At 71.5% G+C, this 12,476-nt stretch carries 13 protein-coding genes; 7 read left to right on the top strand and 6 right to left on the bottom strand.

Going from position 1 to position 12,476, the window contains the following annotated elements; all coding sequences use genetic code 11:
- Nucleotides 1-253: 253 nt before the first annotated feature.
- Nucleotides 254-1,255 (bottom strand): LacI family DNA-binding transcriptional regulator, encoded by a 1,002-nt coding sequence (locus ACFYE3_RS16900; RefSeq protein ID WP_387611027.1) that lies wholly within the window; start codon nt 1,253-1,255, stop codon nt 254-256.
- A gap of 185 nt (nt 1,256-1,440) precedes the next feature.
- Here ACFYE3_RS16900 and ACFYE3_RS16895 point away from each other — a divergent pair, with 185 nt between their 5' ends.
- From ACFYE3_RS16895 to ACFYE3_RS16865, 7 genes are all read left to right on the top strand, one after another.
- Nucleotides 1,441-2,409, top strand: a complete 969-nt coding sequence (locus ACFYE3_RS16895) for an asparaginase (RefSeq protein ID WP_387611026.1) — start codon at nt 1,441-1,443, stop codon at nt 2,407-2,409.
- Nucleotides 2,410-2,438: 29 nt separating this feature from the next.
- Nucleotides 2,439-3,326: a polysaccharide deacetylase family protein gene (locus ACFYE3_RS16890; protein ID WP_387611025.1), complete on the top strand. Its 888-nt coding sequence runs from the start codon at nt 2,439-2,441 to the stop codon at nt 3,324-3,326.
- Between the two features lie 21 nt (nt 3,327-3,347).
- Nucleotides 3,348-4,688, top strand: coding sequence for an MFS transporter (locus tag ACFYE3_RS16885; protein ID WP_387611023.1), 1,341 nt, complete (start codon nt 3,348-3,350; stop codon nt 4,686-4,688).
- Entirely contained in the window at nt 4,685-5,464 is a 780-nt protein-coding gene (locus tag ACFYE3_RS16880) for an SDR family NAD(P)-dependent oxidoreductase (protein ID WP_368822709.1), read from the top strand. Before ACFYE3_RS16885 ends, ACFYE3_RS16880 begins: the two co-directional genes overlap by 4 nt.
- A gap of 20 nt (nt 5,465-5,484) precedes the next feature.
- Nucleotides 5,485-6,237 carry an SDR family NAD(P)-dependent oxidoreductase gene (locus tag ACFYE3_RS16875; RefSeq protein ID WP_387611022.1) on the top strand — a complete coding sequence of 251 codons (753 nt, stop codon included), beginning with the start codon at nt 5,485-5,487 and terminating at the stop codon, nt 6,235-6,237.
- Nucleotides 6,238-6,300: 63 nt separating this feature from the next.
- Nucleotides 6,301-6,621, top strand: a complete 321-nt coding sequence (locus tag ACFYE3_RS16870; protein ID WP_387611021.1) for a hypothetical protein — start codon at nt 6,301-6,303, stop codon at nt 6,619-6,621.
- Between the two features lie 118 nt (nt 6,622-6,739).
- Nucleotides 6,740-7,840: an oxidoreductase gene (locus ACFYE3_RS16865; RefSeq protein ID WP_387611019.1), complete on the top strand. Its 1,101-nt coding sequence runs from the start codon at nt 6,740-6,742 to the stop codon at nt 7,838-7,840.
- 115 nt (nt 7,841-7,955) lie between these two features.
- Here ACFYE3_RS16865 and ACFYE3_RS16860 read toward each other — a convergent pair whose 3' ends face one another.
- The 5 genes from ACFYE3_RS16860 to ACFYE3_RS16840 form a co-directional block, all read right to left on the bottom strand.
- Nucleotides 7,956-8,921, bottom strand: a complete 966-nt coding sequence (locus tag ACFYE3_RS16860) for a 5-oxoprolinase subunit C family protein (protein WP_387611017.1) — start codon at nt 8,919-8,921, stop codon at nt 7,956-7,958.
- Entirely contained in the window at nt 8,905-9,813 is a 909-nt protein-coding gene (locus tag ACFYE3_RS16855) for a 5-oxoprolinase subunit B family protein (protein ID WP_387611016.1), read from the bottom strand. The genes ACFYE3_RS16860 and ACFYE3_RS16855 overlap by 17 nt, the downstream gene beginning before the upstream one ends.
- Nucleotides 9,810-11,210 carry an acetyl-CoA carboxylase biotin carboxylase subunit gene (locus ACFYE3_RS16850; protein ID WP_387611014.1) on the bottom strand — a complete coding sequence of 467 codons (1,401 nt, stop codon included), beginning with the start codon at nt 11,208-11,210 and terminating at the stop codon, nt 9,810-9,812. Before ACFYE3_RS16850 ends, ACFYE3_RS16855 begins: the two co-directional genes overlap by 4 nt.
- A 3-nt stretch (nt 11,211-11,213) precedes the next feature.
- A complete protein-coding gene (locus ACFYE3_RS16845) occupies nt 11,214-11,453 on the bottom strand; it encodes an acetyl-CoA carboxylase (protein ID WP_368822701.1) in 240 nt (79 codons plus the stop codon).
- Between the two features lie 105 nt (nt 11,454-11,558).
- Entirely contained in the window at nt 11,559-12,314 is a 756-nt protein-coding gene (locus ACFYE3_RS16840) for a 5-oxoprolinase subunit PxpA (RefSeq protein WP_387611013.1), read from the bottom strand.
- Between the last annotated feature and the right edge of the window lie 162 nt (nt 12,315-12,476).

Genomic DNA, 12,476 nt, shown 5'->3' with positions numbered 1-12,476 from the left:
CGGCGGCATCATGATCCACATCGTCCTGGCGGCCTTCCGGCCGGTCGCTCCGACGTGATCCTCACGCGGCGGCTCAGCCCCCCGGCTGACCACTCGCGTGATGCATCAACACTAACACCGGCTCATTACTTGATCGATCCGCATTTTGTACACAGTTGCGCCGACCTGCCTCGCCTCCTTGCCGCGGCTCAGGTGGCGCCCCACAGCCGGGGCGGCAGATCCTCCGGGCAGTCCGACGGCGGGTGCTGGACGGCTAGGCGCTCGTGCGCACGACCAGTTCGGGGCGAAGCTGGACGCTCTCGACGTCCTTGCCGTCCAGCACGTCCATCAGCATCTCGAACCCCTGCCGGCCGATGCGGTGCATGGGGGAGCGCACGGTGGTGAGTCCCACGCTGCCGGCCAGCGGCGTGTCGTTGAACCCGACGAGGGCCGTGTCCTCCGGGACCGTGATCCCCTCCCGGGCGAACGCGCCGAGCGCGCCGATCGCCGCGAAGTCATTGACCGCGAAGACCGCCTCGGGCAGCGGTCCTGCGGCGAGGATCTGGGCGGCCGCCGCGCTGCCGGCCGGGGCGTCGAAGCCACCGGGGACCACCTGGGCCGGGTCCACGCCGAGACCGTGCCCGGTGAGCGCGTCCAGGAAGCCCGCGCACCGGTCGATCGAGGTCGAGGCCCGTGGATCGCCCGCGATGATGCCGAAGGTCCTCCGGCCGGAGGCGACGAGGTGCTCCGCGACCATGCGTCCCCCGGTGTAGTCGTCGCAGGTCACGGACCGGTGGCCGGGGGAGCGCCGGCTCACGAGGGTGAAGGCCACCCCGTGGGCGGCGAGCTCTTCCAGGAAGGGGTCCTCGAACAGGGCGTCGCCGAAGATCAGCCCGTCGGCACGGCGGTCCAGCAGCTTCTCCGCCTTGGCGCGGTGGGACGCGGGGTCGTCCAGGGAGTTGGAGACCACCGTGAAGTAGCCGTGCTCGGAGGCGGCTTCGTCGATGCCCTCGTACATCGTGGCCAGGACGTAGTCCTGTAGCCGGGGCACGACGACTCCGATCATGTGCGACTTGGCCGTGCGCAGCGAGGCGGCGTAGGGGTTCTTGCGGTAGCCGCGCTCCTCCGCGAGTGCGAAGATGCGCTCCGTGGTGTCCGACGAAGCCCACTTGGAGTCCAGGCCCCTGGGGTCGTTGAGCACCCGGGAGACCGTGGAGGGGTTGAGGCCCAGCTCGCCCGCCAGGGCCTTCAGCGTGACGGTCGGTCGTACGCCCATGCCCACCTCCTCCCCTCTGTTTCCACACAGTAACGGACGTTAAATTCCCGTGAATGTGTTGCGCATCACTCTAGATCCGCTCTAAGGTCAGTCCCAACATCTTACGCAATCGATTGCGGCATTCGTTTGCATAGACGTCCTGTTCCGCGCGAAATCGGGACCGACCCACAGGAAGCAGGCGGCGCGTGACCCACATCCAGCTGCTCGGCACGGGGGGCACCATTGCGTCCCGCGGCGGGGGCTCCACCGGAGCCGTGGCCACGGACACGGCGGCCGACCTGTCCCGGAGCCAGTACGGCGAGCTCACCGTCTCGGCCCGGGACGTCCTCACCACGGGCAGCTACCGGCTCACCCTGGGCGAGCTGCGGGCGATCGCCGCGGCGACCCGGGACGCGCTGGCAGACCACGGCAACGACGGCGTCGTGGTCACCCACGGGACCGACACCCTGGAGGAGACGGCGTTCCTGCTGGAGCTGGTGCACGACTCCTCGAAGAGCGTGGTGCTCACCGGCGCCCAGCAGCCGGCCGACAGCCCGTCCCCGGACGGCCCGCGCAACGTCGAGGAGGCAGTGCTGGCCGCCGCGTCCCCCGAGCTGCGGGGCAGCGGCGTGCTCATCTCCTTCGACGGGACGGTCCGCTCCGCCCGCGGCGCCCGGAAGGCGCACACCACCGCGAGCAGCCCCTTCCAGGGCGGCGCCGAGGTGGCGCACATGGCCGGGTCCGGGCTCGTCGTCACGGCCAGGCCGGTCCGGCGCCCCGCCCTGCCGCTGCCGCCGGCGGCCTTCGACACCACCAGGGTCGAGATCATCACGGCCCACACCGGTGCCACCCCGGACCTCTTCGACTTCGCGGTGCGCTCCGGCGCGCAGGCCGTGGTCCTCGCCGGATCGGGCGTCGGCAACGCCGGCCCCGGTTTCGCCGAGGCCGTCGCCCGGGCGGTCGAGGCCGGCTGCGCCGTGGTGCTCAGCACCCGGGCGCCGTGGGGACCGGTGGTCCCGCGCTACGGCAACGGCGGGGGCACCGACCTCGTGGCGGCCGGCGCCGTTCCCTCCGGTGACGTCAACCCGCTCCAGGCGCGCATCCTCGCCGCCCTCCTGATCTCCCTGGGGACCTCGGCCGCCGAGTTCCCCAGGGCCTTCACCGCCCACCTCTAGAACACCCATCCACCACCAGAGGAGACAACATGTCCAAGAAGATCTACGTGTCCGTCGGGATCGACGTCGACGCCGTCGGCGGCTGGCTGGGCTCCTACGGCGGCGAGGACTCCCCGGGCGACATCTCCCGCGGCCTCTTCGCCGGCGAGGTCGGCGTGCCGCGGCTGCTCCAGCTCGCCCAGCGCCGCGAGATGCCCGTGACCTGGTTCTGGCCCGGCCACTCCGTCGAGACGTTCCCGAAGGAGTTCGACGCCGTCGTCGCCGCCGGCCACGAGATCGGCGTCCACGGCTACAGCCACGAGAACCCCATCGCGATGACCCGCGAGCAGGAGACCGAGATCCTCGACTACTGCACCGACCTCATCGAGCGGCGCTCCGGCAAGAAGCCGGTCGGCTACGTGGCGCCCTGGTGGGAGTTCTCCGGGGTGACCAACGAGATCCTGCTCGAGCGCGGGTTCCTCTACGACCACTCGCTCATGCACGACGACCACACCCCGTACTACGTCCGGGTCGGCGACACCTGGACCAAGATCGACTACGAGGCGGCCTCGGCCCACGAGTGGATGAAGCCCCTGGTGCGCGGCGAGGAGACCGACCTCATCGAGATCCCCGCCTCGTGGTACCTCGACGACCTCCCGCCGATGATGTTCATCAAGTCCAGCCCGAACAGCCACGGCTTCGTGTCCCCGCGGGACATCGAGCAGCTGTGGAAGGACCAGTTCGACTGGGTCCACCGGGAGATGGACTACGGCGTCTTCCCGCTCACCATCCACCCCGACGTCTGTGGCCGCCCGCAGAACCTGCTCATGCTCGAGCGTCTCTTCGACCACATCGCCGGCCACGACGGCGTCGAGTTCGCCTTCATGGAGGACGTCGCCCGCGACTTCGCGACCCGCAATCCCCGCAACGCCGGCTGACCGGCACGAAGGAACACCGCCATGACCTCTCTGCGCTCGAACCCGACGCCCTCCGGCGTCGAGCCCTGGAACGTCAAGATCACCCCGAAGGTGGTCAAGCAGGTCTCGATCGTCTGCTTCATCGCCTGGGTGGCCTCCGTCTACGACTTCACCCTCTTCGGCACGCTGCTGCCCGTGATCGCCGAGGACTTCGGTTGGTCGGTGGCGGAGTCCACCGCGATCAACACCTACGCCACGATCGGCGTGTTCATCGTGGCCCTGGCCGTGGGCACGATCATCGACAAGATGGGCCGCAAGAAGGCGCTCATCGTGCTCATGCTCGGCGGCGCGGTGGCCTCCGGTCTCACCGGTGCCGCCCTCGGGGCCGCGAGCCTGATCATCATCCGCTCCTTCTCCGGCTTCTCCATGTCCGAGGAGGTCGTCAACGCCGTCTACCTCAACGAGATCTACAAGGAGGCCAAGAGCAAGGGCCTGATGTACTCGCTGGTGCAGGGCGGCTGGCCGGTCGGCGCGCTGGTCTCCGCGGGACTGTCGGCCCTGACCCTGCCGATCATCGGCTGGCGCTGGTCCTTCGTGGTCGCCGCGGTGCTGTCGATCATCGTCGTCCTCCTGGCCCTGCGCCTGCCGGAGTCCCCGACCTTCGCCGCCATGAAGGAGGTCCGGCGGCGCCGGGCCGCCGGTGACACCGCCGGTGCCCACGCGCTGGCCGACGAGCACGACCTCGAGGAGGCGGCCCACCACGCCACCGGTGTGAAGGACGTCTTCACCCCCGAGCTGCGGCGGCACACGACCTGCCTGTCCCTGGCGTGGTTCTTCAACTGGTTCGCGATCCAGGTGTTCTCCGTCCTGGGCACCACCATCCTGGTCGAGGCCAAGGGCGTCTCCTTCGACAACGCCCTCATCATCCTCGTGCTCTCCAACGCGGTGGGCTTCGTGGGCTACGTGTTCCACGGCTGGCTGGGCGACAAGATCGGGCGCAAGCCGACCGTGGTCCTCGGCTGGATCGCCGGCGGCATCGTCAGCCTGGCCATGCTGCTGGGACCGGGCACCTCCGGCTACATCATCCCGCTGTACGCCATGACGCTGTTCTTCCTCACCGGCCCCTACGCGGCGCTGCTGTTCTACATGGGCGAGTCCTTCCCGCCCCAGGTGCGCGGCATGGGGGCGAACGTGGCCCACGTGATGGCGCCGCTCGGCGGCATCGCCGGCTCCGGGCTGCTCACCATCCTGCTCACCGCGGGGGTGGACACGGCCACGGCGGCGATCATCACCGGCTCCGGCGGACTGATCCTCTCGGCGCTGTGCATGGCCGGGACCCGCACCCTGAAGGACGCCCACCTGAGGACCACGGTGATCGCATGATCCGCGACGACGGACTCGAGGGAAAGGTCGCCGTCATCTCCGGCGGCGGCAGCGGGATCGGCCGGGCCCTGGCGGTCGCCTACGCCCGGGCCGGGGCCCACACCGTCATCGGCTACCTGCCCTCGGACCCCCACGACGCGACGGACACCGTCCGCGCCGTGGAGGCCGCGGGCGGGCGCTGCACGGCCGTCCCCATGGACGTGCGCAGCTTCGAGGACACCGAGAAGCTCGCCCAGACCGCGCTCGACGAGTTCGACCGGCTGGACATCTCGGTGGCCGCGGCCGGCATCCTCCGCCGGGCCGCGCTCGCGGACATGACCGACCAGGCGTGGGACGACATGATGGCCGTCGACCTCTCGGGGGTGATGCGCGTCTTCCGCTCCTGCAGCACACGGATGACCCACGGCGGGGCGATGGTCGCGACGTCGTCGATCGCCGGTGGCGTCTACGGGTGGGAGGAGCACAGCCACTACGCGGCGGCGAAGTCCGGGCTCATCGGCCTGTGCCGCTCGCTGGCCGTCGAGCTCGCACCCCGCAAGATCCGGGTCAACGCCGTCATCCCCGGGCTGATCGAGAGCCCCCAGTCCCTCGACCCGGTGAACTCCCTGGGCCGCGAGGGCCTCGACGCCGCGGGATCGATCATCCCGTGGGGGAGGGTCGGCAACGTCGACGAGGCCGCACGCACCATCCGCTTCCTCACCAGCGACGACTCGGCCTACGTCACGGGGCAGCAGCTCGTCGTCGACGGCGGGCTCACCGTCCGCTGGCCCAGTTGAGCCCTCCAGGAAAGGCAGACATGGAACAGCAACTCACCGGGAAGGTCGCCGTCGTCACCGGCGGCGGCAGCGGCATCGGAGCGGCGATCGCCATGCTCTTCGCCCAGGAGGGCGCGGACGTCGCCGTCCTCGACCGCGACGAGCAGCACGCGACGGCCGTCGCGGAGGAGTGCGGCAGCTTCGGCGGGCGCACCACGGCGCTCGCCGTGGACGTCACCGACGGCGAGGCGGTGCAGCAGGCGATGGGACGGGTCGTCGAGGAGTTCGGCGGGATCGACGTCCTCGTCAGCGCCGCCGGCATCCTCGACGAGACGCCGCTGCTGGAGATGACCGAGGCGACGTTCGACAAGGTCCTGGCCGTGGATCTCAAGGGCGTCTTCCTGGCCGCGCGCTGGGCCGCGCCCCACATGGTGGAGCGCGGCGGCGGACGGATCATCAACATCGCCTCGCAGCTGGGCCTCAAGGGCGGCACCGGCCTGACGCACTACGTGGCGGCCAAGGCCGGGGTGATCGGCATGACGAAGGCCATGGCGCTGGAGCTCGCCGAGCACCACATCCTCGTCAACTCGATCGCGCCCGGGCCCATCGTCACGCCGCTGATCGAGGGACTGTCCGAGGAGTGGAAGGCCGCCAAGCAGGCGGAGCTGCCCATCGGCCGCTTCGGCCAGGCCCACGAGGTGGCGCCCACCGCGCTGCTGCTGGCCTCCTCGCCCGGCGGTGACCTCTACACCGGCCAGACGCTGGGACCCAACAGCGGCGACGTGATGCCGTAGCCGGCGCGGGAGGAGAAGGTCACGATGTGCGCAGGATGCCCCGGGGGGCGTGCGGTCTCGAAGGTGACGGCCTACATCAACCTCCACCGGATGAAGCCGGCCGTCCTCGCGGAGCTCCGGCGCAGCGTGGGACCCCGCGCGAGGATCACCGTCCTCGGCGACCGGTGGGTGCTGGCCTCCCGGACGGGGAGGCAGCAGGTCTTCCCCGACGTCGAGACGCTGGCCGACGCCCTGGTCGACCAGCACCTCGCCGACCGGCGAGCCCTGCCGGACGACGGCGGGGAGTTCGAGCGGATCCTCGTCGACCGGACCCAGCACAGCGCAGCGCCCATGGACGCGGGGCAGCTCGTGCGGGCGCTGCTCCTCAGCGCCGACACCGTGTGACCCAGTCAGGAGGCCTCGCCGACGGCGCGGGCCCCCGAACCCCCGGGGCGGCTCCCCGCAGGAAGCCGCCCCGGGAGCCGCTCCGGACACCCCGGAACGACCATCGAAGGAGATGCTCATGACCGACCTCACCCCGCTCTGGTCCCCCCTCCGGATCGGTTCCACCCGGCTGGAGAACCGCGTGGCGCTGGCTCCGATGACCAGGATCAGCGCCACGGAGGAGGGCCATGCCACCGATCGCATGGTCTCCTACTACGAGGCCTTCGCGCGTGGAGGCTTCGGGCTGCTGATCACCGAGGGGATCTACCCCGACGCCGCCTACGGGCAGGGCTACCTGTTCCAGCCCGGGATCGCCACCGAGGAGCAGGCACGGTCGTGGGCCGACGTGGTCGACGCCGTCCACGCGGCCGGTACGAAGATCTTCGCCCAGCTCATGCACGCGGGTGCCCAGGCCCAGGGCAACCGGTTCGTCGACTCCACCATCGGTCCCTCCGCGGTGGCCCCCAAGGGCGAGCAGCTGGGCTTCTACCGTGGTGAGGGCCCGTACCCCGTGCCCGCGGAGATCACGGCGGAGCAGATGGAGGAGGTCCGCCAGGCCTTCGTGTCCGCCGCGCTGCGTGCCCAGGACGCAGGGTTCGACGGTGTCGAGATCCACGGCGCCAACGGTTACCTGCTGGACCAGTTCCTCACCGACTACCTCAACCTCAGGACCGACGAGTACGGAGGATCGCCGGAGAACCGGGTGCGGTTCGCCGCCGAGATCTGCCGGGCCGTCCGCGAGGCCGTCGGCCCGGACCTGACGGTGGGCATCCGGATCTCCCAGGCCAAGGTCAGCGACCACGACCACCGGTGGAGCGGCGGGGCGGACGAGGCGCGGGTGATCTTCTCCACCCTCGGGGCCACCGGGATCGACTTCGTCCACACCACCGAGTACAGGGCGACCGCCCCGGCGTTCGACGACGACGGACCCTCCCTGGCCGCTCTCGCCAAGAAGCACTCGGGTCTTCCGGTGATCGCCAACGGCCACCTGGACGACCCGGAGACGGCCGTCTCCCTGCTGGCCGGCGGCGCCGCGGACGTCGTGGCCCTGGGCAAGGCGGCCCTGGCCAACCGGGACTGGCCCCGGCGCGTGCGCAGCGGCCTGCCCCTCGGCGAGCTCGACGCGAGCCTGCTCGCCCCCATGGCCGACGTCAAGGACTGGGAGCTGGAGCTCTCCTAGGAGGGCGTCACGGGGGCCGGGCGAGCACCGTCCGGCCGCAGCCTGTGCCCGGACGGCGAGCGGCGCGGCGGTGCCACCACGGCACCGCCCCGCCGCGTCCGGGACCGGAGGCCCGTCACAGCGACCAGATCTCCTCCAGCCGTTCGGCCCGCTCCCGGCGGGCCTGCAGCGCCTCCTCCATCGACACCGCGCGGAACCGGGTGACCGCGCCCGGGGCGGCCCGGGCCAGCAGGTCCATGTCCGCGGAGATCACGGTGCCCACCATGGCGTAGCCCCCGCCCGAGACCGCGTCCCGGTGCAGCACGATCGGCTGGGTCCCGCCGGGGACCTGGACGGAGCCCACGGCGTAGCCGGCGTCCACGATGTTGGAGGCATCCGAGCCGGCCCCGAAGGGCTGCTCGCGCCGGATCCACTCCACGCCGGGGCCCTCGAAGCGCAGCCCCATGCGGTCGGCCACGGGGGTGAGCTTCCACTCCTCCTCGACCAGCCGGCGCCGGCCCTCGTCGGTGAGCAGGTGGTCGTAGAGGCCCCACACGATCCGCAGCTCCAGCGACCTCCCGAGTGCCGGTCGGAGTCGCTCCGGGATCTCCTCGAGCTCGGGCAGCAGACCCGTGGGCTCGCCCACGGGCACCACGTCCCCGGCTGCGAGCTTCCGGCCGTCCAGCCCGCCCAGCCGCCCGATCGCGTAGGTGGAGCGCGAGCCGAGCACCTCCGGCACGGCGATGCCGCCGCGCACGGCCAGGTAGAACCGGGCGCCGCCGCGGAGCACGCCGAACTTCACGGCGTCCCCGGCGACCAGCTCGATCCGCCGCCACGCCGGGTGCTCCTCACCGTTGACCAGCACGGGGAGGTCCGCGCCGGTCACGGCGATCGTCGTCGGGGCGTCCACGGTGAAGGCCGGTCCCGTGTAGGTGCACTCGAGCACGGCCTCGGCGGCGGAGTTGCCGACCAGCTTGTTCGCCGCCTGCGCGGACTCCTGGTCCATGGCCCCGCCCTGCGGGATGCCCACGTTGTAGTACCCGATCCGTCCCTGGTCCTGGACGGTGGTCAGCAGCCCGGGCTGCTCAATCGTCAGCGCCATCGAGGGCCTCCAGGAGCGTGCGGTTGTAGGTGTCGGGATCGGCGAGCGCGGCTTCGACGTCGAGGGTCACGGGCGCCTGCCTGTACCGCCAGGTGCCGTCCTCGACCTGCTGCTGGATGGAGCGGTACTCGGCCTCGTCCACGGGCCGGAACTTCACGAGGTCCCCCGGCCGGAACAGGATCAGGAAGTCCCGGAAGTCGCGCAGGCGCTGCTCGGGGTCGTAGATGGGGGCGGCGGCGATGCCGAACATCTGGTAGCCGCCGGCGCCGCGCACCGAGTAGATGCAGGCGAAGCACCCGCCGTGGCCCACGGTCAGCGGGGGCGTGTCGGTGCGGGGACTGAGGTACTTGGGCACCTCGAGCTGCCGGTCCCTCGGCACGAGCTGGTACATGAACGGCAGCCCGGCCACGAACCCCACCATGGACACCAGCCACGGGGACTCGTGGTGGCGCCGGATGAACTCGGCGGCGTCCGCGAGGCCGTTGACCTTCGCGGCGTAGTCGAGGTCGGTGCCGGCCGGGTCCTGGTGGTAGCCCTCGCGGAACCGGGCCACGACCTCGGCGGTGTAGGGGTCCTGGTACCAGACCGGGACCTCGATGATCCGGGTCTCGGCGGTGTACTGCGTGGACTCGCGGGCCCGGCCCTCGAGCTCCTGGGTGCGGCGCTCGAGGTCCTCCGCCTCGATGACGTCCGGGTCGAAGCGCACCAGCAGGGACGCGTTGGCGGGGCAGACGTCCACCACACCGGGCAGGTCCAGTCCGGTGAGGCCCTGCGCCACGGTGGTGGCCAGGTAGTTGGCGGTGAGGTTCATGGCCTCGTCGAACTCCACGAACAGGAACTCGTCACCGCCCCACGTGTACCGGGCGGTGGGCAGGTACAGGGTCTCGGTCATGGTGCGCTCCCCTCACTGGGAATGCCGCTGGGCGTGTCTGCGGGCTTGTCGGCCAGCAGCTCGGTCTCGATCCAGGTGGTGTGGTGCGCCACGGCCGCGAACTCCGGGTCCAGCACGAGCCGCCGCAGCAGCGGCACCGTGGTCCTGATCCCCTCCACGTGCGTGGCGGCCAGGGCCGCGCCCATCCGCTGCACGGCCGTCTCCCGGTCCTCGGCGTGCACGATCAGCTTGGCCAGCAGCGAGTCGTAGTACGGGGCCACGGTGTCGCCGCTGCGCACGCCGGTGTCCACGCGGTACTCGGGTCCTTCCGGCCAGTCGAGGCGGCTGATCGTGCCCGGGCTCGGCATGAACTTCTTCTCCGGGTCCTCGGCGTTGATCCGGCACTCGACGGAGTGCCCGTCGAAGGTGATGTCCTCCTGCCGCAGCCGTGTCCGTCCGGTCGAGGCGATCGTGAGCTGCTCGGCGACGAGGTCCACGCCCGTGACGAACTCCGTGACCGGGTGCTCCACCTGCAGGCGGGTGTTCATCTCGATGAACGCCGCCTCGTGCCGGACGGGGTCGTAGAGGTACTCGACCGTGCCCACCCCGGTGTAGGAGCACAGCCGGGCCAGGTTCACGGCGGAGTCCCGGACGCGCTCGCGGACCTCGTCCGGCAGGTCCGGGGCGGGGGCCTCCTCCACGATCTTCTGGGAGCGGCGCTGCAGGGAGCAGTCGCGGTCGCCCAGGTGCAGGAACGTCTGTCCGTCGCCGAGGACCTGGACCTCCACGTGCCGGGCCCGCTCCACGAACCGCTCCAGGTACACCGTGGAGTCCCCGAAGCTCGCGCCGGCCTCGGACCGGGCGGTGTCGACGGTCCGCAGCAGGTCCTCCTCGGCGCGGACCAGGCGGATGCCGCGCCCGCCGCCCCCGGCCGAGGCCTTGATGACGAGCGGGTAGCCGACCTCCCGGGCCAGCGCCAGGACGGCGTCGTCGTCGCCCTCCAGGGGGCCGTTCGAGCCGGCGAGGACGGGGACCCCGGCCGCGATCGCGGCCTCCAGCGCCCGGGTCTTGTGGCCCATGAGGTCGATGACGTCGGGGGCGGGGCCCACCCACGTCAGCCCTGCCTCCTGCACGCGCCGGGCGAACGCGGCGTTCTCGGAGAGGAACCCGTAGCCGGGGTGCACCGCGTCGCAGCCGTGCTCCAGGGCCGCGGCCACGAGCGCCTCCGCATTGAGGTAGGACTTCTGGGCCGGGGCGGGCCCCACCACGGCCACGGCGTCGGCGAGCTCCGCCGCCAGCGACTCCTGGTCCACCTCGCTCACGGCCAGGACGGTGCGCAGGCCCATCTCCCGCGCCGAGCGCAGGATCCGGACCGCGATCTCGCCCCGGTTGGCCACCAGGAGTGTGGAGATCGGCACGGCTCAGCCCTCCGCGACGACGGCGATGACGTCCCCCGGATTGACCATGTCGCCGTCCTGGACCTCGAAGGCCTGGAGCGTGCCGGCGGTGTCCGACTGGACCTCCGAGAACTGCTTCATCACCTCGATGAGCCCGATGACCTGGCCGGTCTCCACCGGGTCGCCGTCCCGCACGAACGGGTCCTTGTCGGGGGAGGGGCGGCGGTAGAAGACGCCGGGGAGCGGGGACTGGATCTCGGCCATGGTGCGGGTCCTTTCGGTCGGGTCGGGAGAGGTCGGGTCGGGAGACGTGGACTGGGAAGACGTGGGATCGGAGGGCATCGGGTGGGACGACGGCGGTCGGGCGGGTCAGGTGCCCCGCGCCGGGTGGGCGTCGATCGCCTCGCGGACAGCGCGGGCCACGGCGGGCGCCCCGGGGGCGTCGGAGTGCACGCAGACGGACTCGAAGCGCATCGGCAGCTCCGTGCCGTCCTCGGCCCGCACGACCCCCTCGGTCAGGGCCTGCGTCACCCGCTCCGCGGCGGCGCGCGGGTCGGTGGTGTGGGGCGTGCGCTGGATGATCAGCCCGCCCGCGGCGGTGTAGTCGAGGTCCACGTAGAGCTCGGCCACGAACGGCACGCCGCGCTCGGCGCACACGGACTCGTGGGCGGTGCCGGCCATCCCGAGCACGGGGACGCGGTAGTCGGCGGCCACCGCCGCCACCGCCTCCATGAGCGCCGGATCCTTGGCGACCATCCCGTAGAGCGAGCCGTGCGGCTTGAGGTGGTGCAGCTCCGCCCCGTGCTGGAGCAGGAAGCCGGTGAGGGCGCCCACCTGGTAGCGGACCAGGGACTCGACCTCCTCCGGGGTGAGGACCATGGCGCGGCGGCCGAAGCCCCACTGGTCGGGCAGGGACGGGTGGGCGCCGATCGCGACGTCGTGGGCCACGGCGGCGGCCACGGTCGCGGACATGATGTCCGGGTCCCCGGCGTGGAAGCCGCAGGCGACGTTGGCGAGGTCCACGACCTGCAGCAGCCCCGGGTCGTTGCCGAAGCGGTGCAGGCCGATGCCCTCGCCCATGTCCGAGTTGACGGTGGGCCGGGTGCGGGTCTCAGGTGTGGCCATGGTCACAGCCTATGGACGTGGGGCGTCCGAGGGAACGATTCTCGAGCGCTCCGGGGGGATCGCCGGACCGTCCCGGGGCGATCCGGGGGCACGTGGGGTCCGTCACTGTGCTTTCCGGCGAACACCTGTAGAGTCATCACCAGTTGTTGAAGTTTCGTTCTT

Source organism: Kocuria arenosa (assembly GCF_042879215.1).
GTDB classification, from domain to species: Bacteria; Actinomycetota; Actinomycetes; order Actinomycetales; family Micrococcaceae; genus Kocuria; species Kocuria arenosa.
This window is presented reverse-complemented; position numbering and strand designations above follow the sequence as displayed.

What these genes read in the sequence shown, in the direction of transcription:
- ACFYE3_RS16900 (WP_387611027.1), bottom strand. Translation starts at nt 1,255, where the DNA reads ATGGGCGTACGACCGACCGTCACGCTGAAGGCCCTGGCGGGCGAGCTG.
- ACFYE3_RS16890 (WP_387611025.1), top strand. Translation starts at nt 2,439, where the DNA reads ATGTCCAAGAAGATCTACGTGTCCGTCGGGATCGACGTCGACGCCGTC.
- ACFYE3_RS16885 (WP_387611023.1), top strand. Translation starts at nt 3,348, where the DNA reads ATGACCTCTCTGCGCTCGAACCCGACGCCCTCCGGCGTCGAGCCCTGG.
- ACFYE3_RS16880 (WP_368822709.1), top strand. Translation starts at nt 4,685, where the DNA reads ATGATCCGCGACGACGGACTCGAGGGAAAGGTCGCCGTCATCTCCGGC.
- ACFYE3_RS16875 (WP_387611022.1), top strand. Translation starts at nt 5,485, where the DNA reads ATGGAACAGCAACTCACCGGGAAGGTCGCCGTCGTCACCGGCGGCGGC.
- ACFYE3_RS16865 (WP_387611019.1), top strand. Translation starts at nt 6,740, where the DNA reads ATGACCGACCTCACCCCGCTCTGGTCCCCCCTCCGGATCGGTTCCACC.
- ACFYE3_RS16860 (WP_387611017.1), bottom strand. Translation starts at nt 8,921, where the DNA reads ATGGCGCTGACGATTGAGCAGCCCGGGCTGCTGACCACCGTCCAGGAC.
- ACFYE3_RS16855 (WP_387611016.1), bottom strand. Translation starts at nt 9,813, where the DNA reads ATGACCGAGACCCTGTACCTGCCCACCGCCCGGTACACGTGGGGCGGT.
- ACFYE3_RS16845 (WP_368822701.1), bottom strand. Translation starts at nt 11,453, where the DNA reads ATGGCCGAGATCCAGTCCCCGCTCCCCGGCGTCTTCTACCGCCGCCCC.
- ACFYE3_RS16840 (WP_387611013.1), bottom strand. Translation starts at nt 12,314, where the DNA reads ATGGCCACACCTGAGACCCGCACCCGGCCCACCGTCAACTCGGACATG.